The sequence below is a fragment of the Rhodanobacter sp. KK11 genome (assembly GCF_033345435.1).
Taxonomy (GTDB): Bacteria; Pseudomonadota; Gammaproteobacteria; order Xanthomonadales; family Rhodanobacteraceae; genus Rhodanobacter.
In genome coordinates this window covers 581,450-601,099 of record NZ_JAWPMI010000004.1, presented here as the reverse complement: position 1 = coordinate 601,099, position 19,650 = coordinate 581,450, and the positions used below count along the sequence as shown (strand labels likewise).

Below are 19,650 nucleotides of genomic sequence, written 5' to 3'. Positions count from 1 at the left end.
CACCTGATGAAACACGCCCCGCTCCGCGGTCGCCCGGCGCTGGTCGCCGCGATCGTGCTGACACTGGCCGGCTGTGCCGCCGTGCCGGCCCGGCTCGACCGGCCCGCGCTGCGCGACGACGTACCGCTGGCCGGCCTGCAAGCCTCTGCCCGCGCCGGCTGGCCGGCCGCCGAATGGTGGCGCCAGTACCACGACCCGCAACTGGATGGCCTGGTCGAGCGCGCCATGCGGCAGTCGCCGGACCTGGCGCTGGCGCAGAGTCGCGTGCGCAACGCCGAGCAGTCGGCGAAGCTCGCCGCGGCGCAGCTCGGGCTGTCGGTCAACGGCAGCGTGCAGGTGTCGCGACAGCGGTTGAGCGAGCACGGCCTGATCCCCAGCCGGTTCCTCGGCTTCACCTGGTACAACCAGGCCGACCTCGGCGTGCAGTTGCAGTACGACTTCGATTGGTGGGGCAAGAAGCGCGCGACGATGGAAGCCGCGCTGGACCAGGCGCGCGCCGCCGAGGCACAGCGCAGCGCCGCCGCACTGGCGATCCAGTACGCCGTCGCCGATACCTACTTCGGCTGGCAGGCCGACCAGGCACGGTTGCAGCTGGCCGACCAGTTGCTCGCCACCCAGCAGCAGTTCACCCATATCGCCGAGCTGCGCGTGCGCCAAGGCGTGGATCTGCCCGATGAAGCGCAGAAGGCACAGGCCCAACTGGCCGCGGTGCGCGGGATGCGGGTGGCGCTCGACGGCTCGGCAAAGATCCGTCGTGCCGCGCTGGCCTCGTTGCTCGGCGTGGCGCCGGCCGAACTGCCCGAGCTGCAGGCGCGCCCGCTGCCGACGATCGAACGCGGCGTGCCGGCGAACGGCGGCCTGGACCTGATCGCGCGCCGCCCCGACATCGCCGCCAGCCGCTGGCAGGTCGAGGCGGCGCTGAAGCAGACCGTCGCCGCGCGCGCCGAGTTCTTCCCCGACCTCAGCCTCACCGCGCTGGCCGGCCTGTCCAGCATCGACCTGGGCAAGCTGCTCACCGCCGGCAGCCGCACCTTCGCGCTGACCCCGGCACTGCATCTGCCGATCTTCAACGGCGGTGCGCTCGAGGCAAACTACGGCGTGAGCAGGGCCCAGCTCGATGCGGCCGTGGCGCAGTACGACAGCACCGTGCTGGCCGCCGCGCGCGAAGTGGCCACGCAGGCGCTGAGCGCCGAACAGCTCGCCGCCCGCCGGCACGAGCAGCAGGCCCAGCTCGACGCCGACCAGCGCCTGCTGGCGAACGCGCAGGCGCGCGCGCGTCAGGGCGTGCGCGACCTGCGCGAAAGCCTGGGTGCGCAAGCGGCGCTGCTGCAGCAACGTGACGCCGCCGTCCAGCTGCAGGCGCAGGCGGTGAGTACCGACCTGGCCCTGATCAAGGCGCTCGGCGGCGGTTACCGCATCGCCGCCGAAGCCGCTCCCTCACCTTCCTCTTCCGCTACCGCCGGAGCCGCCCACCATGAGCGCCACTGAATCCGCCAAGACCTCCGCCGACGCCGGCGACAGCGGCATGGCCGCCAAGGACCCGGCCAAGCGCCGGCGCGCGCTGCTGGCCGTGACCGGCATGTTCGTCCTTGCTGCGCTGCTGTGGTTCCTGCTGTGGTTCTTCGTGTTCTCCACCCGAGAGAAGACCGACAACGCCTACGTCGGCGGCAACCAGGTGGCGATCTCGGCGCAGGTGCCCGGCACCGTGGTGGCGATCCTCGCCGACGACACCCAGCACGTCGAGGCCGGCCAGGTGTTGGTGAAACTGGACAGCACCGACGCCGACACCCGCCTGGCCCAGGCGCGCAGCGCGCTGGCCCAGGCCGTGCGCGGCGTGCGCCAGCAGACCAGTTCGGCGAGCAGCGCCGACGCGCAAGTGGTTGCCGCAAAGCTGGACCTGAAGAAGGCCGAGGCCGATCTGCAGCGCCGCCTGCCGCTGATCGCCGCCCAGGCCGAATCGCCGGAGATCGTGCAGCACCTGCGCGACGGCGTGGAACAGGCACGCGCGGCCGTGAACGCCGCCGAGGCGCAGGCCGCCGCCGCACACGCCGCGATCGAAGGCACCGACGTGGCGCAGAACCCGGTGGTGCTGCAGGCACGCGCGAATTTCCGCGCCGCCTGGGTCGCGGCACAACGCAACGCGATCTACGCGCCGGTGTCCGGCTACGTGGCCGAGCGCAGCGTGCAGCTGGGCAACAGCGTACAGCCGGGCCAGCAGCTGATGACCGTGGTGCCGCTGCACGACCTGTGGATCGACGCCAACTTCAAGGAAAGCCAACTGCGCCACATCCGCATCGGGCAGCCGGCAAAGATCGTTTCCGACCTCTATGGCAGCGATGCCGTCTACCACGGCAAAGTGGTCGGCCTCGGTGCCGGCACCGGCAGCGTGTTCTCGCTGTTGCCGGCGCAGAACGCCACCGGCAACTGGATCAAGGTGGTGCAGCGCGTGCCGGTGCGCATCGCGCTGGACAACCAGGAACTGGACCGGCACCCGCTGCGCATCGGCCTTTCCACCGACGTCACCGTCGACATCCGCAATGACCACGGTCGCATGCTGGCCAACACGCCGACACGGCAGCCGGTGGCACAGACGGACGTCTACGACCAGATGGCCAGCAAGGCCGACGCGGAAGCGGAACGGATCATCCGCGCCAACCTGCCCCACGCCACCGCCGCGAACTGAGCCGGACCCTCATGGCCGCCACGCCGAACGACGCCGCCCCCGACGCCCCGCTGAAGCCGCTGCGCGGCGGTCCACTGGCGTTGCTCACCATCGCCGTCGCCTTCAGCACCTTCATGGAAGTGCTGGACATGACGATCGTCAACGTCGCGGTGCCGCACATCGCCGGCAGCCTCGGCGTGAGCCCCAGCGAAGGCACCTGGACGATCAGCTCCTACGCGCTGGCCAGCGCGATCATGCAGCCGCTCACCGGCTGGCTGGCGCGCCGCTTCGGCGAGGTGAAGACCTTCGTCGGCTCGGTGCTGCTGTTCGTGGTGTTCTCGATGCTGTGCGGGCTGGCCACCAGCATGCCGATGCTGGTGATCGGCCGCCTGCTGCAGGGCGCCGGCTCCGGCCCGATGGTGGCGTTGTCGCTGACCCTGCTGCTGTCGAACTACCCGAAGGAGAAGCAGGGCATCGCGCTGGCGCTGTGGGCGATGACCGTGGTGGTGGCGCCGATCTTCGGCCCGATCCTGGGCGGCTGGCTCACCGACAACTTCTCGTGGCCGTGGATCTTCTTCATCAACCTGCCGGTCGGACTGGGCGCGGCGGTGGTCACCTGGGCATTGCTGCGCAAGCGTGAGACGAAGACCTACAAGGCGCCGATCGACATGATCGGCCTGGCCTTGCTGGTGCTCGGCGTGGGCTGCCTGCAGTTCATGCTGGACAACGGCAACGACCACGACTGGTTCGCCTCGCCGATGATCCTTACCCTCGGCCTGGTCGCACTGGTCTGCCTCACCTTCCTGATCGTGTGGGAACTGCACGCGAAGCATCCGGTGGTCGACCTGTCGTTGTTCCGGCAACGCAACTTCACCGTCGGCGTGGTCAGCCTGTCGCTGGGCATGTTCGCGTTCTTCGGCATCAACGTGGTGTTCCCGCTGTGGCTGCAGATCACCCTGGGCTACACCGCCACCTGGGCTGGCCTGGCCACCGCGCCGGTCGGCGTGCTGGCGTTCCTGATCGCGCCGATCCTGGGCAAGAACATGCACCGGCTGGACCTGCGCGCGGTGGTCACGTTCGCCTTCCTGGTGTTTGCCGGCACCGCGTACTGGTTCTCCACCTTCGACAGCTCCGCCTCGTTTGCCGCCCTGGTGGTGCCGCGCTTCGTGATGGGCCTGGCCATCCCGTGCTTCTTCATTCCGCTGAACCAGGTCTACCTGTCCGGCCTGCCGGTGGACCAGATCGCCAGCGCCTCGGGCCTGGCCAACTTCTGCCGCACGATCGGCTCCAGCGTGTCCACCGCGATCATGGTGACGCTGTGGCAGCATCGCGGCGAGTCGCACCATGCCACGCTGACCGAGTACGTCAGCCCCGGCCATCCGGCGGCCACCGAATTCGTCGGCCAGCTGACGCACGGCGGGCTGTCGCACACGCAGAGCCTGGGCCTGATCGACCAGCTGCTCACGCGCGAGGCGCTGACGCTGGCGGTGAACGACGTGTTCTGGGCCTGTGCGATCCTGTTCGTGCTGCTGATCCCGGTGCTGTGGTTAGCCCGGCCGCCGTTCGGCAGCGCCGGCGGCGGCGCCGTTCACTGAAATTGCTGCACCCGGCTGGCGCAGCATGAAAACCCGCCGCCGACTGGTGCGGCGCAATATCTTCTGCTAGCGTTCGCCGCATGGCACAAACAAAACGCACCATCAAGAAGTATCCGAACCGGCGTCTGTACGACACCGAGATCTCCAGCTACATCACGCTGGAGGAAGTCCGCCAGTTGGTCCTGGACAACGAGGACTTCGAAGTCCGCGATGCCAAGACCGGCGAGGACCTGACCCGTTCGGTGCTGCTGCAGATCATCTCCGAGCACGAGGACAAGGGGCAGCCGATGCTGTCGCCGCAACTGCTCAGCCAGATCATCCGCTTCTACGGCGATTCGCTGCAGGGCTTCATGGGGCCTTACCTGGAGCGCAGCCTGCAGGTCTTCCTCGACCAGCAGAACCAGTTCCGCAGCCAGCTCAACAGCCTGATGGGGCAAACCCCCTGGAACACGCTGAACGACCTGACCGAACGCAACCTCGCCGCGTTCCAGGCCATGCAGCGCGGACTGATGGACACTGCCGCCCAGGTCATGCCGACCTCCGGCACCGGCAGTCGCGGCGGCAAGAAGACCGGCTGACGCCAGCCCGGCTGCCGGCATGCACCGGCGCGCCACTCGCCCGTTCCCCGCCCTGACCGCTGCAGCACAACACGTGCTGCCTTGCGGCATGGGCAAGCCACTGGATACGCAGTCATGAGTTCTTCCACCCAGTCCAAGCGCGTCGCACTGGTCACCGGCGGCATCGGCGGCCTCGGCACGGAAATCTGTCGCCAGCTGGCCCGTGCCGGCCGTCAGGTAATCGCCCTGGACCTGGCTTCGCGCGAAGAACGCGTGGCCGCCTTCCACGACGAAGTCGCCGGCTTCGAAGGCGCCATCGCCTTCGAGCCGGCCGACGTCAGCGACTTCGACGACTGCCGACAAGCGGTCGCGCGTGTCGAGCAGCAGCATGGCAGTGTCGACATCCTGGTCAACGCCGCCGGCATCACCCGCGACGCCAGCCTGCGCAAGATGACGCCGCGGCAATGGCACGAACTGCTGCGGGTCAACCTGGACGGCGTGTTCAACATGTGCCGCCACGTGGTCGAGGGCATGACCGCGCGCGGCTTCGGCCGCATCGTCAACATCAGCTCGGTGAACGGCCAGACCGGCCAGTTCGGCCAGACCAACTATTCCGCCGCCAAGGCCGGCGTGCACGGCTTCAGCATGGCGCTGGCGCGCGAGACCGCGCGCAAGGGCGTCACTGTCAACACGGTATCGCCGGGGTATTGCGACACTCCGATGGTCGCCGCCGTGCCCGCCGAGATCCGTGCCCAGATCATCGCCGATATCCCGGTCGGCCGGCTCGGCTCGCCCGCCGACATCGCCCGCGCCGCCGCCTTCCTCGCCGCCGACGACGCCGGCTACATCACCGGCGCCAACCTGCCGGTGAACGGCGGCTACTTCATGAGCTTCTGAGGGGAGCAGCCGGCAGGCGCGGCGCGCCTCCCTTTCGAGCGACGCGGGCGTCAACGCACCAGCTGGTTGATCTCCATGATCGGCAGCAGGATGGCCATGACGATCACCAGCACCACGCCACCCATGACCAGGATCATGACCGGCTCCAGCAAGGTCAGCAGCACCGCCAGGCGTCGTTCGAGCGTCTGCGTCTCGAGCTGCGCGGCGCGTTCGAGCATGGGCTCCAGTTTCCCGCTCGCTTCCCCGCTGCCTACCAGGTGCAGCATCAGCGGCGGAAAGATCCGCGTCGCCGCCAAGGCGCGAGCCAGCGTGTCGCCTTCGCGCACGCGTTCGATGGCGGCCTTGATGCCGGCCTGCATGGCCAGGTTGGACATCGCGTTGGCGCCATAGCCGAGCGCGGCCAGCAGCGGCACGCCGCCGCCGACGAGGATGGCCAGCGTACTGGCGAAGCGCGAGGTATTCAGGCCGCGGACGACCGGCCCGAGCCACGGCAGGCGCAGCACGAAAGCATGCCAGCGGCGCCGTAGATGATCGCGCCGGAGCGCGACGCGCGCAGCGAATCCGGCGCAGACGCCGGCAGCGGCGAAATAGATCCCGGCATCACGCAGGAAGTCGGAAACCGCGATCAGCGAACGGGTGAGCAGCGGCAGGTTCTGCCTCGACTGCTGGAAGACCTGCACGATCTGCGGCACCACGTAGACCAGCAGGCCGGTCACCACGCAGATGGCCACGAAGGTGACCAGCGCCGGATACAGCAGCGCGAGACTGGTTTTCTGATGCAGCGCCTGGCGCGCGTCCAGATAGTCGGCCAGGTGCTGCAGCACGCTGGGCAAGGCGCCCGATTCCTCGCCACCGCGCACCAGCGCCCGGTAGTAGTCGGGAAAATGGCGGCCGTAGATACCCAGCGCCGCGGCGAGCGACAGCCCGGCGGTGACTTCCGACTTGACGCCGCCCAGCACCTCGCGCGTCCTTGGCGCCGAGACTTCTTCGGTCAACGCGCCCAGCGCGTGCTCCATCGTCAGGCCGGAGGCAAGCAGCGTCGCCAGCTGGCGAGTCAGCAGGCTCAGCTCGGCGGCGGGAATGCCGCGCGACCAGAACTGTCTTGCGCGCTCGCGGCTGCGGACCCGATCGATGCGCTCCGGATACAGGCCCTGGCTGCGCAACCGGGCACGGGCCTGCCGCGGCGAATCCGCCTGCAGCAGGCCGGACCGGGTGCGCCCGCCGCCGTCGAGTGCCTCGTAGCGGAACGCCTCCATCGCGTCACTGCGCGCGGGTGACGCGCAGCACTTCCTCCAGGCTCACCGTGCCTTCGGCAGCCAGCCGCAGGCCGTCCTCGCGCAGCGATCCCATGCCGCGCGCCCGGCCCTGTTCACGCAAGGTCTGTTCATCGGCGCGATCGTGGATGAGCCGGCGCAGGCCATCGTCGACGGTAAGCAGCTCGTAGATGCCGGTACGCCCCTTGTAGCCGGAACGGTTGCAGGCGGCACAGCCCTGCGGCGCGTGGAAACGGCCAGCGGCAGGCGCCAGGCCCAGCGCGCGCAACTGCGCGGCATCCGCCGCCAGCGGCCTGCGGCACTCCGTGCACAGCTTGCGCACCAGCCGCTGCGCGCCGACGCCGATCAGGCTGGACGCCAGCAGGAAGGGCTCGACGCCCATGTCGACCAGGCGGGTGACCGCGCTCACCGCGTCGTTGGTGTGCAGCGTGGAGAGCACCAGATGGCCGGTGAGGCTGGCCTGGATCGCGATCTGCGCGCTCTCCAGGTCGCGTATCTCGCCGATCATGACCACGTCGGGGTCCTGCCGCAGGATCGTGCGCAAGGCCCGCGCGAAGGTCATGTCGATGCGGCTGTTGGTCTGCGTCTGGTTGATGCCGTCGAGGTCGTACTCGACCGGGTCCTCGACGGTCATGATGTTGAGCGCCTTGGGATCCAGCCGCGACAGCGCTGCGTACAGCGTGGTGGTCTTTCCCGAGCCGGTGGGGCCGGTCATCAGGATGATGCCGTGCGGCTCGTGGATCAGCCGGTCCATCTGCGCGAGGGTGGCCGGGGCCATGCCCAGCCGCGAAAGGTCCAGCCGCCCGGCCTGCTTGTCCAGCAGGCGCAGCACGATGCGTTCGCCGTGCCCGGTCGGGATCGTCGACACGCGCACGTCGATCGGCTTGCCGGCCGCGCGCAACGCGATGCGGCCGTCCTGCGGCAGGCGCTTCTCCGCGATGTCGAGCTGCGCCATGATTTTCACGCGCGACACGATCGCCGCATGCAGCGCGCGCGCCGGCTCGATCAGGTCGTGCAGCGTGCCGTCGATGCGCAGGCGCACCACCGAACGCGCCTCGAACGGCTCGATGTGGATGTCCGACGCGCCCTCGCGAAGCGCCTGGGTAAGCAAAGCGTTGATCAGGCGGATCAGCGGCGCGTCGTTCTGGCTGTCCAGCAGGTCCTCGACCCGCGGAATTTCCTGCAGCAGGCGCGACAAGTCCAGATCCTGCGCCAAGTCGTCCGCCAGCGCAGCGGCTCCTTCACCGGCACCGTCGTACAGCGCGGAGATGCGCTCGTCGAACTCGGCGGTGCCGACCTGCCGCGCGCGCACGGGTACACCCAGCGTGCGGCGCAACTCGGCCAGTGCATCCGCCGAGGCGCCATGGCGCACGGCGACTTCGGCCGCGCCGTCGGCCAGCCCGGTGACCACCACGCCATGGGCTTTGGCGAAGGCATACGGCACGGGCGGCTTGGTCAGCATGGAGAACTCACTGCCCGCGGCCGGTGGGAGCCGCCGCATCCGGCAGCGCCGGCAGCAACGGCGGCGGATCGTTTCGTCCTGCCGCGCCGCGCACCGGCTCGGCCTGAATCTGCCGGCCGCGGATGTAGTCGTAGCGCTCGCTGGTCAGCGCGTCGGCTTGCTGCGCATCACTCAGGATCGTCGGGCGCAGGAAGACCATCAGGTTGGTCTTGCTGCGCGAATGGTTGTCGTAGCGGAACAGTCCGCCCAGCAGCGGCAGGCTGCCCAGCACGGGCACCTTGGACACGCCGCCGTTGATCGAGTCCTGGATCAGCCCGCCCAGCACGATGATCTGCCCGTCGTTGACCAGGACCGTGGACTCGATCGAGCGCGTGTTGGTGATCACCCCGGCGGGGTTGGCGGTGTCGGCCACGCTCGACACTTCCTGGTAGATCTGCAGCCGCACCACGCCGCCCTCGGAAATCTGCGGACGGATCTTCAGGGTCAGCCCGACGTCCTTGCGCTCGATGGTCTGGAACGGCGAGGGCGTGGTCGTCGCACCCGACACCGCGTACTGGCCGGTGATGAAGGGGACGTTCTGGCCCACCACGATCTTCGCTTCCTCGTTGTCGAGGGTGAGCAGCGTGGGTGTGGACAGGATATTGGCGTTGGTGTCCGTCTCCAGCGCCCGCGCCAGCAGGCCCAGGTTGAGGATCTGCACGCCGCCGACCGTCACCGTGCCGTGGATCGTGCCGATGTTCAGCCCGGGGCCGATGCGTGTCGGGTTCTGCGCGATGCCGATGATGTTCTGCCCGGCGCCGCCGAAATTGGTGCCGCCGAACACCTGCGTGCCCGCTTTCCCGATGCCGCCGAGATCCTGCCACTGGACGCCGAATTCGCCCGCCTTGTTCGCGGTGAGCTCGACGACCAGCGCCTCGACATAGACCTGCAGGCGCCGCGCGTCGAGCTTTTCCACCACCGCGCGAAGATTGTTGTAGACCGCGTCGGGCGCCGTGATGATGATCGCGTTGGTGGCGGCGTCCGCCTGGATGATGCCGGGAGCGGCGACGGTGGCGGACTCGGTTGACGCTTGCATGGCGGTGGCTGCCACCGGCGACAGGCCGCTACCGGTCGTGGCCTGCGTTCCACTGCCGCCGGCGAACCCGCCGCTCCCGCCCGCCGTGAGTGTTTCGGCCTGCGCGCCTGCCCCGGTGGCCTGGGCCGGCGTCGCCACGGCACCCGAATAGATACCGCGCAGGGTGTCGGCAAGCTTCACCGCTTCGGCGTTCTTGAGGTAGACCACGTGCACGTTGCCGGCGGCGCTGGTCGGCGAGTCCAGCATGGCCGCGAACTGCCGGATCTGGGCGAGTCGGGCCGGATCGGCGGCACGCACCAGCAGGCTGTTGGAGCGCGGATCGGCAATCACCGCGATGCGCTGGGTGGGATCGGTTCCCTGCAGCGTCTGCACCGCCTGCGGCGCCGGCGCAAACAGATTGTTGATCGTCCGCGCCGTGTCCAGCGCGGACGCATGACGCAGGGCGATCATCGCCAGGCCGGCATCGTCCGGCTGGTCGATCGCCGCGATGATGCCCGCCAGCCGCACGAGGTTGCTGGCGTAGTCGGTAACGACCAGGGAATTGCTGTTTTGCAGCGCGGTGATCGTGTTGTTCGGCGCCACCAGCGGGCGCAGCGTCGACAGCAGTTGCACCGCCGATTGATGGCTCAGGGTAAAGACGCGGGTCTGTATCCCGTCCTCGGCGCTGGACGGGCCGGTCGCGGCATTGCGATGCAGCTTGGCATCCGCCTCCGGCAGGATCTTCACCAGGCCGCGATCCTCGACGGCCGCGAATCCCTGCAGCCGCAGCGCCGACAGGAACACCTCGTAGACAGCCGTGCTCGCCACCGGCTGGGCCGAGATGATGTTGACGGTGCCCTTGACGCGCGGGTCGATCACGAAATTCTTGCCGGTGATCTGCGCCATCACCTTCACCACGCCCTCGATGTCCGCATTGACGAAATTGAGCGTGACGGTTCTGTCCGGCGCGGGGCTTGCTGTCGGCGGCGCACCAGCCAGCGACAGCGGCGCGTACATGCCGAGCAGCGCCACGACGATGCAGGCGGCCCGTGACCAGTGATGTTTCATGCGTGTCGGCATGGCAAGGAAATGGCCTGGAATGGTCAGCGGCCGGAGGGAGCCGACGCGGTGGCGGGAGCCTGGGCAGGATTCGGCCAGCCCAGCGTTTCGCGCGATCCATGGCGCTGCAGGATTACCCGTTGCGGAAGCACTTGCTCGACGCGTATGCCGGGCGCGAGAACCCCACCCGCACGCACCACCCGGGTTTCCCCGGCGCCGAGCTGCAACAGGGCGTAGCCGGAGCCCGCCGGCGGATCGGCGACGACCCCCAGCAACTTGACCGCCAGACCGGTCGGCGCATCGGCCGGTGCATCACCCGCCGCCCCGCCGAACAAACTACCTGCGGCCGCCAGACGAGCAGGCGGTTCGGAAACCTCCATGGATCGCGGCAGCGGCGACGGCGCGCACCACGCCCAGGTCCAGTAGGCCAGCACGAAGCCCAGCAGCGACAACGCGAGGGCCTTCGACGCGAAAGCGATCACCGTTGGCGCAAGCTTCGATCGTCCCGACAACATGTCTGTGTCCTTTCTCAGTGCGTGAGTTGGATGGCTGCGGCAACAGCCGGGTTCCCGCGACGATGGTCCATCAGGGTTTTTCCCCGTGCCCACGCGACATCTCGCCGCCGAGCGGCGAACCCGGTTGCAGCACGAAATCGCCGTCGCCGCGTTCGATGGCAATCATCCGCAGCAGCGGCGCCAGCTGCGGCCGGTAGCGGGGATCGACCCGCGCCGTGGCGGCAAGCGCCAACGGGCCGCTGCCGCGCCACGTCGCGCGACCGTCCAGACGCAGCGGGCCGTCGAGGGTGCGCAAGGTCGCATCGAGCGAACCGTCCACGCCACCGAGGCGAAGCTCGTAGCTGCCCAGTGGCGCCACCGCGGTCAGCGCGGAACCGGCGCCCTTCCACGTCGCCACGGCGTCGGCCGAGGGGACCCCGTCCACCAGCGAAAATTTCGCGGCATGCAAGACGATCTCGCCACGCAGGCCGAGCGGCGCCATCCGCGGCACGGCAACGCCGATGGCGCTGGCGGGCAACGAGAGGTCGAGGTCAGACAGTTCGACCCCGTGCATCGAAAGACTCAGCGGGAAGTGCTCCCCGGCGCGATCGACGGCGACGGCGAAGTCGAGGCGCCGGTGCCGCAGTGCACGCATCTGCAGGGACCAGGACAAGTCCTTGCCGATCGCGTGGCCGTTCGCATCACGGACCTCCAGCAAGCCCTCGCCGGACCACAACGTGCCGCGCGCCTGCGCCAGACGCAGTCGCCCGTCGGTGGCGCGTCGCAGACCGACGTCGAGCAAGCTCGCAGGCGCCAGCACGACCAGAAACAGCACGTAGGCAGCAAGTACCACGCAAACGCCGGCAGCGAGTCCCCGCCATGTGCGCTCGCGCATCATCGGCCGGGCCGCTCGAGCGTCGCGGTCACGCTGACCTGCCCGTCCGCGGGCTGCGCTTCGATGCGGACCGCGGCCAGGCGCAGGTGCTGGGCCTGCATGGCGTCCGCCCATACCAGCCACTCGGCGAATGCGACGCTGCCGAAAACGAGCTTTACCTGGTGCGCATCCACCAGCTCCATGCTCACCAGTGCGCGGGCCAGCCCGCTGGCATCCAGCTGGCGCTGCACAAGCTGGCGCAGGTCCGTCGCCGACGGCGGCGGTGCCGGCATCGTGCGCAGGCGAAGGATCTCGTCGGCTTGCGCGCCCTGGCGAACAGCCTGCGCACGCAGCTGGCCAACTGCCGGTATCAGTTGCCGGCGTGCCTGCACTGTGTCCTGCAGCAGCCACGCGTAGAACACCAGGCCGAGACCGAGCGTCGCCGCCGCGATCACCCGCCGCTCCTGCGGGGCGCGCGACGCCCACCACTGGCGAAGCGCAGATTTCATGGCGACCTCGGCGTCAGGGTGAACGTGCCGCGACCGGAGTGGCGCGCCGCCGGCGGAGCCTCGACGTCGAACCCGGCCTGGCCAAGGCGGGTTTCGATCTGGCGCGCGAGCGGATCGGGGCCGGCCAGTTCCAGTGTCATGCGACCGTCTTCGTAGGACAACGCGTGCAGCTTCACGCCCTGCACGCCGGACAAGGCGCCGGCGACCTTGCCGAGCATGACCGGAAAATCGCCGGCGTCCGGCTGGTTGGCGGCGTGCCGCGCCTGGGCCAGCTGGCGACGTGTCTGCAGAACCGGGTCGGCCACCGCGACGGCCGCGGGAAACAGCGCGCGGAAGCGCGCCTCCAGCTGCGCGCGCAACTGCCGCTGCTCGCTGCCCAGGCGCACGCGATCGACCAGCAGCGCGACCGAGTGCAGCGCCAGCGCCACCAGCAGAACCCGGCCGATGGCGCGCCAACGCGCCAGCGCCGCTGGCGGCGGATACCAGCGGCGCCGGCCGCCATCGTCGATCCGGGGCCCGACCAGCGTCGGCGCCGTGCGCCAGTCGTACGGCGGCGCGAGTCGGACATCGACGCCCAGGCTGAGCTGCCACGCACCAAGGTCCGGCTGCGCGGCGGCGTCGGCCGGATGGAGTGCGATCGACGTGGGCAGCGCATCACGCGTCCGCGCATCCTCGAGCAGCAGTTGCAGCGCCAATGGCGGCGTCTGCCGGTCGCCGCAGTCGGTGGCGCCGCCTTCGAACTCGCCGGTGCGCACGTAGCCGTCCCGCCCGTTCCAGGCCAGGCTCCATTCGCCATGCCGGATCGGCAGCATCAGCGTCTCGCAGTACACGCCGTCGACACGGATGCCGACGGCATTCAGCGCATCGTGCCAGCCCTGCAAACGCAGCCGATCGACCGCCGCCAGCACGTCGTCGCCATCGACCTGGCCCAGCCGGCTGACCTGGTTGGCGTCCGGATCGGAAGCTAGCTTTTCCTCCGCCGCGTAAGCCAGCAGCGCGGCGGACCGGCGCCTGCCTGCGGCCGGCAGACGCGCGCGCGTGATCAGCACCTGACCGGCGGCGAGTACCAGTTGGACATGCGCGGCGCCCTGCGGCAATTGCGCCAGCGTGCCCTTGCCCGGCTGGCTGCCGTCGCGGTCGTCGAACAGCACCCACTCGCAGGTCGTGGGCACCGCCGGCAACGGGCAATAGATGCGCAGCACGCTCATCGCAGCTTCCGCCAGACCACGCCGGGCCGATGCGCCGCGTCGTTGCGCGCCAGCAACAGTTGGCCGCGGGCCCGGGCCTTGCCGTAGGTCACCCGCAGGGTGACCAGGAAATAATCGCTGCCGACCCGGATGTCCTGTTCGGGCACCGTGGCGCCCTTGCCGAGCTGCGCCAGAAAATCGGCGTTGTTGCGGAAGAACGTGCCGTCGCGGCGCGCGACCAGCACTCGTGCCGCATCGAGATCCAGCCCATCGACCACCGCGGCGAGCACCTCCGCGGGAGCCGTGTTCACGTTGAGCGCGGTGGTTGCCGGCAACGCCGTCACGAAGGGCGCAAGGCGGGAGCGCACGCTTGCGTCGAAACCGCGTACCCATGCCAACTCGTCCAGATCGACCAGCGGCCGGTTCCCAGCGAGGTACGGATGGCCGAGCGCACCGTAGTAGGCGTCCTCCGCGCCGCCCGCCGGCTGCGGCACGCCGTCGGCGTCGAGCCAGTCGGCCAGCGCATCCGCCAGCTCCGCAGGCAAGTGCAGGATCGACAGCAGGCGCTGGAAGCGCGCGCACTGCGCGAGGTCGAGCTTGCCGCCGCGCACCAGGTTGTTGAGATTGAAGAGGCCCTGCTGGTCGTCGATGCGACCCGCGAGCTCGCCGTTCTCGAACGGCATGGGCGGCAGGCGCAACGCCCACGGTTCGCCCGGATGATCGACGTCGCCGCTGGCGTGGCGGTCGTCGCGCAGTACGGCGCCGGCCCAGTCGCCACCCGCCACGACCAGTTGCTCCGCCTGCACGCGGTCGGCGGCCAGCCCGGACTGCCGCGTCCACGTACCCAGCGCCGCCAGCATCGCCGCGGCGGCCACCGTCGCGAACGCCATGATGGCCATCGCCATCAGCAAGGCCGCACCGCGCGCCTGGCGGTTCATGGGTTCACCGCAAAGACGCGCACCACGGTTTCGCCCGAATCGAGCGTCATTTCCAGGCGCACGGCAAGCGGCAGCGCCGGGGCGCCCGGCGCCGCCGGCCACGCGCCGCTCCAGCCGTGCGCCGGGCCAAGGTATTGCAGGCGAAAACGCTTCACGCCATCGAGCACCGCATAGCGGGTCGGCAACGTGTCGGCGGTCCGATCGAGCACGGGCCAGACCCACCATTCGATCTGGCGCGCGCCGTTGATGCCGTAGCCGACCCGATACGGCGCATCGGCGTCGCCCGCCCCGGCAAAGCGGGTGAACTCCAGCAACGGCGCCTGCACCGCATCGGGCCGGCCCAGCCAGGCCGGCGAGCCGGCGGAGGGACCGCGCACGCCGCGCGGCGCGGCCAGCTGTACGTCGCGTTCGAAGCGCGTGAAGAACGAGGCGAGGTGCCGCCACTGGGCGGATTCGGCCTGGATCCGGTCGCGCGACGCCATCACCACGCCGAGCCCGCGGTAGGCCATCAGCGCAAGCAGCGAAAGCACCAGCAGCGCCGCCAGCAGTTCGATCAGGGTGAATCCATGGCTTGCGCGGGACCGGCCGGCGTTCACGGCGTATCTCCCGCCGGGTTCACCACGAAGCCCGCGACGTGGGCGAGGAAATGCGCCGGCCGCGGTGACGCAAACACGTAGACGTCGACGCGACGAAAGTCGGGATTCGGCGTGGCGGACACTTCCTCGCGCCAGCCGAGCTCGATGTTCCCCTGGCGCTGCGTGCCGGTCAGCACGCCGAGCGGCAGCCAGTCGCCGCGCGCACGGTGCTCGGCCAGACGATCCGCCGCGACCCAGCCGGCAAACAGACGCGCGCGCAGCTCGTCGACATGGCCCGTGCTCTGCGCCGCCACGCGCAGCGCGGCCAGCAGCGACACCGCGACGATCGTCATCGCGACGAGCACTTCGACGAGGGTGAATCCGCCCGACTTGTCACGCTGCCATGTCGTCATGGATTTCCCCCCTGCCCGGGCACCGTCCGCAACTCGCCGACCGGCGAGGCGGCAATGCCGTAGCCGTCCGCACCCAGCCTCAGGTCCATCGAGAACGCCGCCATCGAACCGTCGACCGGAAACTCCAGGCGCAGGTCGGGCTGTACCCTGCCCGCCTCGTTGCGCAGCTGCGAAATGACCATGCCGCCCGACAGCTCACGCGCACGCAGCAGATCGTCGTCGCGGATCTCCGACCAGGCCTGGTCGCTACCCTGGCGCCAGAACCGGTACTGGTGACCGTCGGAGGTCCACGCGATGGCGGCACCGGTGACCTGCGCCTCCTGCGCCGCAAGTTCCATCAGTTGCGCCAGCCGCTCGGCCTCGACCTGCAGCAGGTCGCTATGGCGCGGTTGCAGCCTGACGCTGACCGTGCCGACCAGGATGCCGATGATCAGCACCACGACCAGCATCTCCATCAGCGTGAAGCCGCTGGTGCCGCGCCGGCCGATCGCCTCATGCATGAGTGCGGGCCTGGCTCACAACATCCACGAACCGATATCGGCGGCGTTGCCTTCACCGCCCGTCGCACCATCGGCACCCAGCCCGTAGACGTCGATCTCCCCGTGCACACCCGGGTTCAGGTACTGATAGGGATGGCCCCACGGGTCCCTGGGCAGGCGACCGATGTAGCCCTCGGGCTTCCAGTTCGGTGGAATCGGATCGGACTCCGGCCGGGTTACCAGCGCCTGCAGTCCCTGTTCGGTCGTCGGGTAGCGCTGGTTGTCCAGCCGATAGAGCTGCAGGGCCTGCATCAGGCCGGCGATGTCCTGCCGCGACGCGGCCACTCGCGCCTCGTCCGGACGACTCATCACTTTCGGCACGACCAGCGCCGCGAGAATGCCGAGGATGACGACGACCACCATCACTTCGAGCAGGGTGAAGCCACGTTGAGAGGAGACATTCAGCGGCATGATGGCGTCACCCAAGGCTATGCAGAAAGATGAGAACCGGACATCGGCGGCGCGCATCGACCCCGGCGCCGATAGCACCGAAGCGTTCGACGAAAGCGAACCGTCGGGGTTGAGATGCAAGCGATCGCTCGCGGGTTCCGCCTGACTCGTGCGAGCGCACCGACCCGATGCGCAGACGGTTCGTCGGTCACCGGAATTTTCCGGTCGCTCGCGGCCGCCGCGGGAACCTTCAGCCAGCTGCTGCGTCGGTTGGCAAACGGGCACTGATGTCCCGCATCCGGGAAGTCTGCTGCGGATGCCTCGCATCGGAGCGGCTCGTTCGTCGATACGCCAGGTGGGTCTCAAGTGCGGGTTCATGCCGGTCGGCAGGGGGAACTGCGGCCGTAAAAAAAGCAGACAGACGGAGCGTTTCGTTTTGATTCGCGGCATTCAACGAAGAGGAAAAACCATGAGCACGTTCATGCGCAGGAAATGGTTGCCGGTGGCTGTGTCCCTCGCGCTCGGCGCGGGCCTCGCCGGCTGCGGCAGTTCCGGCCACAGCAACACATCGACCTCGCCGCAGGCGGGACCGGCCCCGACGGTGGTCTCCACCACGCCGGCCAACGCCGCCACCGGCGTGCTGAACACCGCGGAGGTCAGCGCCACGTTCGATCAGGCGATGGATCCGACGACGCTGAAGAGCGCCAGTTTCAGCGTGAACTGTCCTGCCGGCGCAGAGCCCTTCGGGTCCGTCACGTACGATCCGGCTACCCACAAGGCGACTTTCGTGCGGGTAACCGAATCGCCCACCAACCCGGCGCAATCGGAGGTGGCCGAACCGATGCCGGCGAACGTCACCTGCACGGCGACGATCAGCACGGCCGCGAAGAACTCCGCCGGCATGGCGCTGGCGAAGGATTTCGTGTGGACGTTCTCGACCGTCACCGACACCGCGTTCCTCGACGAAGGCAAGAACATCTTCCGTTTCGACACCTTCGGCGACGAGACGCAATGGACCGACACGCTGAAGATGAATGACGTCATCGCAGCCGCGGTCGATCCGAAAACCGCGCTGGCCGTCGGCCTGAAAGTGGATGCCGAAGCGCTTCCGCCATCCGTGGTGGCAGGCATCCAGGACGGCAGCATCAGCCTGACCAGCCCCGACACGACCCTGGCCCTGATCAGCCTGGACGCCGTGGTCGGCATCAAGGGCACGGTGGAGAACGTCAACGGCAAGAGCACGCTGACGCGTGTCGGCATCACTTGCGCGCTGTGCCACTCCACTGTCGACAATTCGTTCGCGCCCGGCATCGGCAAGCGACTCGACGGCTGGCCCAACCGCGACCTGAACCCGGGTGCGATCATCGCCTTGTCGCCCGCGCTGACGCCGGAGCAGAAAGCCGTCTACAACTCGTGGGGCCCGGGCATGTACGACCCGCGCTTCAACATCGACGGGATCAACGGCCCGCAGGTGATCACGCCCGCGTTCGGCCTGCAGAACATCCACAAGATCATCGCGACCGGCGACGGCGACGACCTCGCCTACTGGAACCGCTACGTCAGCGTGACCCAGATGGGTGGGCACGGCAATTTCACCGACCCGCGCCTGGGCACCTCGGGCGTCGACATCACCCACGGCAGCGACGACCTGGTGACGGCGAAACTGCCGGCATTGCAGGCCTACCAGCTGTCCATCGCGGCGCCGGCCGCACCGGCCGGCAGCTTCGACACGGCAGCCGCGGCGCGTGGCAAGCTGCTGTTCGAGGGCAAGGCGGGGTGCATCAGCTGCCACAGCGGTCCGGAGTTCACCGACGCCAACACGCGTCTGCACGATCCGAGCGAAGTCGCCAGCGAACCGGAGGCCGCCGGCGTGCCGAGCTATGCCTCCCGCAGCGCCACCAGGAAGTACCGCACGGCGCCGCTGAAGGGTGTCTGGCAGCACCCGCCGTACTTCCACAACGGTTCGGCCGCCACGCTCGACGACGTGGTGGCGAAGTACAACGCGAAGAAGTCGCTGGGACTGACCAGTGCGGAAATCGCCGACGTGGCGCAGTACGTGAAGTCGCTGTAGCGCATCGGCGGAGAGCGGGCAAGGCGGCGGCACCTGCGTGCGGGTTGCCGCCGCTTTCGGTGGCTGCTGTTGCCGATGATCTGTCGGACCGGAAAACCGCGGCAAGCCCTCGCCGATTCGCGGATCAATCGCCGGTGCCGCCGCCTTCTTCCACGGCAAGCCAGGCCATCAGCACCGCCGTCATCGCCGCGCATCGCACGCCCAGGAACGGAAAGGCATCGCCCAACATGGTGCCCAGGGTCCGGCCCAGCGATTGGCGCAGCAGGCGGCGCGCCCGATGCAGCCGGGTCTTCACGGTCTGCGGCTTGATGGCAAGACGAGCGGCGGTTTCTTCTACGCTGCACTCTTCAAGATCGCGCAGCAGATAAACCGCACGATACGGATCCGGCAACCGCCCGATGGCGTCGGCGAGCAGCCGGTGGATCTCGTCGCGGGCGACGAGCGACATCGGATCGCCGTTGCCGGCAGCGGCCCGGCTTGCCCAGTACGGGTCCGGTGCCGACGAGTCGATCTGCTCCGGCTGGACCATCGGGCGCCGCCGGCGCAACTGGCTGCGTGCCTCGTTGAGCAGGATGCTGACCAGCCAGGTACGCAGCGGCGCGTCGCCGCGGAACGTGTCGAGCTTGCGATACGCCCGCACGAAGGTTTCCTGCACGATGTCCTCGGCTTCGGTGTCGTCGTCGACCGCACCGCGCGCAATCCGGTACAGCAGCCGTCCGAAGCGCTGCATGATGTGCCGGAACGCCTCGTGGTCGCCACCTACGGCCAGCTCGGCCAGCGCGCTGTCGTCCAGCGCGGCGTGATCGATCGGCACCGCGGCGGCTGACGAAGGCACAAGTTCTTGCATGCCCTTTGGATGCAAAAGCCACCCGGCGGTTCCGGGTCGACCCATGCCGCTTGCCCATGACTGGCCAGTGTCCTCAGCCACTCGGGTACTTCCTGCAGAGGCAGCACTTGCCCGTCGCTGGACGGCAGCAACCGTTCGTTCAATCAACGCTGGTCGGGATTACGAATTTTGGGCGTTGCCCCCACCGCCCAAGAGTCGTAGTTTCCCGCGATCCGGTTGCCGTCCTGGGGGGACTTCTGACGTACCGGACCGC

General features: G+C 69.1%; 19 protein-coding genes. 6 read left to right on the top strand and 13 right to left on the bottom strand.

Translation table 11 applies throughout. From position 1 onward, the window contains the following. Window positions 1–6: 6 nt before the first annotated feature. The 5 genes from R5H19_RS13395 (at window position 7) to phbB (ending at window position 5,711) form a co-directional block, all read left to right on the top strand. On the top strand, window positions 7–1,488 hold the full coding sequence (locus R5H19_RS13395; RefSeq protein ID WP_318159492.1) for an efflux transporter outer membrane subunit: 1,482 nt from the start codon (window positions 7–9) through the stop codon (window positions 1,486–1,488). Continuing rightward, complete coding sequence (locus tag R5H19_RS13390) at window positions 1,475–2,683, top strand: HlyD family efflux transporter periplasmic adaptor subunit (RefSeq protein WP_318159491.1); 1,209 nt, start codon at window positions 1,475–1,477, stop codon at window positions 2,681–2,683. The genes R5H19_RS13395 and R5H19_RS13390 overlap by 14 nt, the downstream gene beginning before the upstream one ends. Window positions 2,684–2,694: 11 nt before the next feature. Beyond that, window positions 2,695–4,257, top strand: coding sequence for a DHA2 family efflux MFS transporter permease subunit (locus R5H19_RS13385; protein WP_318159490.1), 1,563 nt, complete (start codon window positions 2,695–2,697; stop codon window positions 4,255–4,257). An 80-nt stretch (window positions 4,258–4,337) separates the two neighbouring features. Continuing rightward, the gene (gene phaR / locus R5H19_RS13380) at window positions 4,338–4,835 is read left to right on the top strand and encodes a polyhydroxyalkanoate synthesis repressor PhaR (protein WP_318159489.1); all 498 of its coding nucleotides are present in this window, start codon (window positions 4,338–4,340) and stop codon (window positions 4,833–4,835) included. 114 nt (window positions 4,836–4,949) lie between these two features. Further along, complete coding sequence (gene phbB / locus R5H19_RS13375; protein ID WP_318159488.1) at window positions 4,950–5,711, top strand: acetoacetyl-CoA reductase; 762 nt, start codon at window positions 4,950–4,952, stop codon at window positions 5,709–5,711. A gap of 50 nt (window positions 5,712–5,761) precedes the next feature. Here the strand turns inward: phbB and gspF are convergent, their stop codons facing one another. The 12 genes from gspF to gspG form a co-directional block, all read right to left on the bottom strand. After that, complete coding sequence (gene gspF / locus R5H19_RS13370) at window positions 5,762–6,967, bottom strand: type II secretion system inner membrane protein GspF (RefSeq protein WP_318159487.1); 1,206 nt, start codon at window positions 6,965–6,967, stop codon at window positions 5,762–5,764. Window positions 6,968–6,971: 4 nt separating this feature from the next. Further along, a complete protein-coding gene (gene gspE, locus R5H19_RS13365) occupies window positions 6,972–8,447 on the bottom strand; it encodes a type II secretion system ATPase GspE (protein ID WP_318159486.1) in 1,476 nt (491 codons plus the stop codon). Window positions 8,448–8,454: 7 nt separating this feature from the next. After that, the gene (gene gspD / locus R5H19_RS13360; protein WP_318159485.1) at window positions 8,455–10,569 is read right to left on the bottom strand and encodes a type II secretion system secretin GspD; all 2,115 of its coding nucleotides are present in this window, start codon (window positions 10,567–10,569) and stop codon (window positions 8,455–8,457) included. A gap of 35 nt (window positions 10,570–10,604) precedes the next feature. Next, complete coding sequence (locus R5H19_RS13355; protein WP_318159484.1) at window positions 10,605–11,075, bottom strand: type II secretion system protein N; 471 nt, start codon at window positions 11,073–11,075, stop codon at window positions 10,605–10,607. 70 nt (window positions 11,076–11,145) lie between these two features. Then, entirely contained in the window at window positions 11,146–11,952 is an 807-nt protein-coding gene (gene gspN / locus R5H19_RS13350) for a type II secretion system protein N (RefSeq protein ID WP_318159483.1), read from the bottom strand. Beyond that, window positions 11,949–12,437, bottom strand: coding sequence for a type II secretion system protein GspM (gene gspM / locus R5H19_RS13345; RefSeq protein ID WP_318159482.1), 489 nt, complete (start codon window positions 12,435–12,437; stop codon window positions 11,949–11,951). Before gspM ends, gspN begins: the two co-directional genes overlap by 4 nt. Continuing rightward, complete coding sequence (gene gspL, locus R5H19_RS13340) at window positions 12,434–13,645, bottom strand: type II secretion system protein GspL (protein WP_318159481.1); 1,212 nt, start codon at window positions 13,643–13,645, stop codon at window positions 12,434–12,436. Before gspL ends, gspM begins: the two co-directional genes overlap by 4 nt. Then, on the bottom strand, window positions 13,642–14,562 hold the full coding sequence (gene gspK / locus R5H19_RS13335) for a type II secretion system minor pseudopilin GspK (RefSeq protein WP_318159480.1): 921 nt from the start codon (window positions 14,560–14,562) through the stop codon (window positions 13,642–13,644). The genes gspL and gspK overlap by 4 nt, the downstream gene beginning before the upstream one ends. Next, window positions 14,559–15,158: a type II secretion system minor pseudopilin GspJ gene (gene gspJ, locus R5H19_RS13330; protein ID WP_318159479.1), complete on the bottom strand. Its 600-nt coding sequence runs from the start codon at window positions 15,156–15,158 to the stop codon at window positions 14,559–14,561. The genes gspK and gspJ overlap by 4 nt, the downstream gene beginning before the upstream one ends. Then, complete coding sequence (gene gspI / locus R5H19_RS13325) at window positions 15,155–15,550, bottom strand: type II secretion system minor pseudopilin GspI (RefSeq protein WP_318159478.1); 396 nt, start codon at window positions 15,548–15,550, stop codon at window positions 15,155–15,157. The genes gspJ and gspI overlap by 4 nt, the downstream gene beginning before the upstream one ends. Further along, window positions 15,547–16,050 carry a GspH/FimT family pseudopilin gene (locus R5H19_RS13320; protein WP_318159477.1) on the bottom strand — a complete coding sequence of 168 codons (504 nt, stop codon included), beginning with the start codon at window positions 16,048–16,050 and terminating at the stop codon, window positions 15,547–15,549. The genes gspI and R5H19_RS13320 overlap by 4 nt, the downstream gene beginning before the upstream one ends. A 15-nt stretch (window positions 16,051–16,065) precedes the next feature. Next, window positions 16,066–16,500 carry a type II secretion system major pseudopilin GspG gene (gene gspG, locus R5H19_RS13315; protein WP_318159548.1) on the bottom strand — a complete coding sequence of 145 codons (435 nt, stop codon included), beginning with the start codon at window positions 16,498–16,500 and terminating at the stop codon, window positions 16,066–16,068. 448 nt (window positions 16,501–16,948) lie between these two features. Here gspG and R5H19_RS13310 point away from each other — a divergent pair, with 448 nt between their 5' ends. Beyond that, complete coding sequence (locus R5H19_RS13310; RefSeq protein ID WP_318159476.1) at window positions 16,949–18,550, top strand: Ig-like domain-containing protein; 1,602 nt, start codon at window positions 16,949–16,951, stop codon at window positions 18,548–18,550. Between the two features lie 124 nt (window positions 18,551–18,674). On the opposite strand, the gene R5H19_RS13305 is transcribed toward R5H19_RS13310, so the two are convergent. Further along, complete coding sequence (locus R5H19_RS13305; RefSeq protein ID WP_318159475.1) at window positions 18,675–19,544, bottom strand: RNA polymerase sigma factor; 870 nt, start codon at window positions 19,542–19,544, stop codon at window positions 18,675–18,677. Window positions 19,545–19,650: the final 106 nt, after the last annotated feature.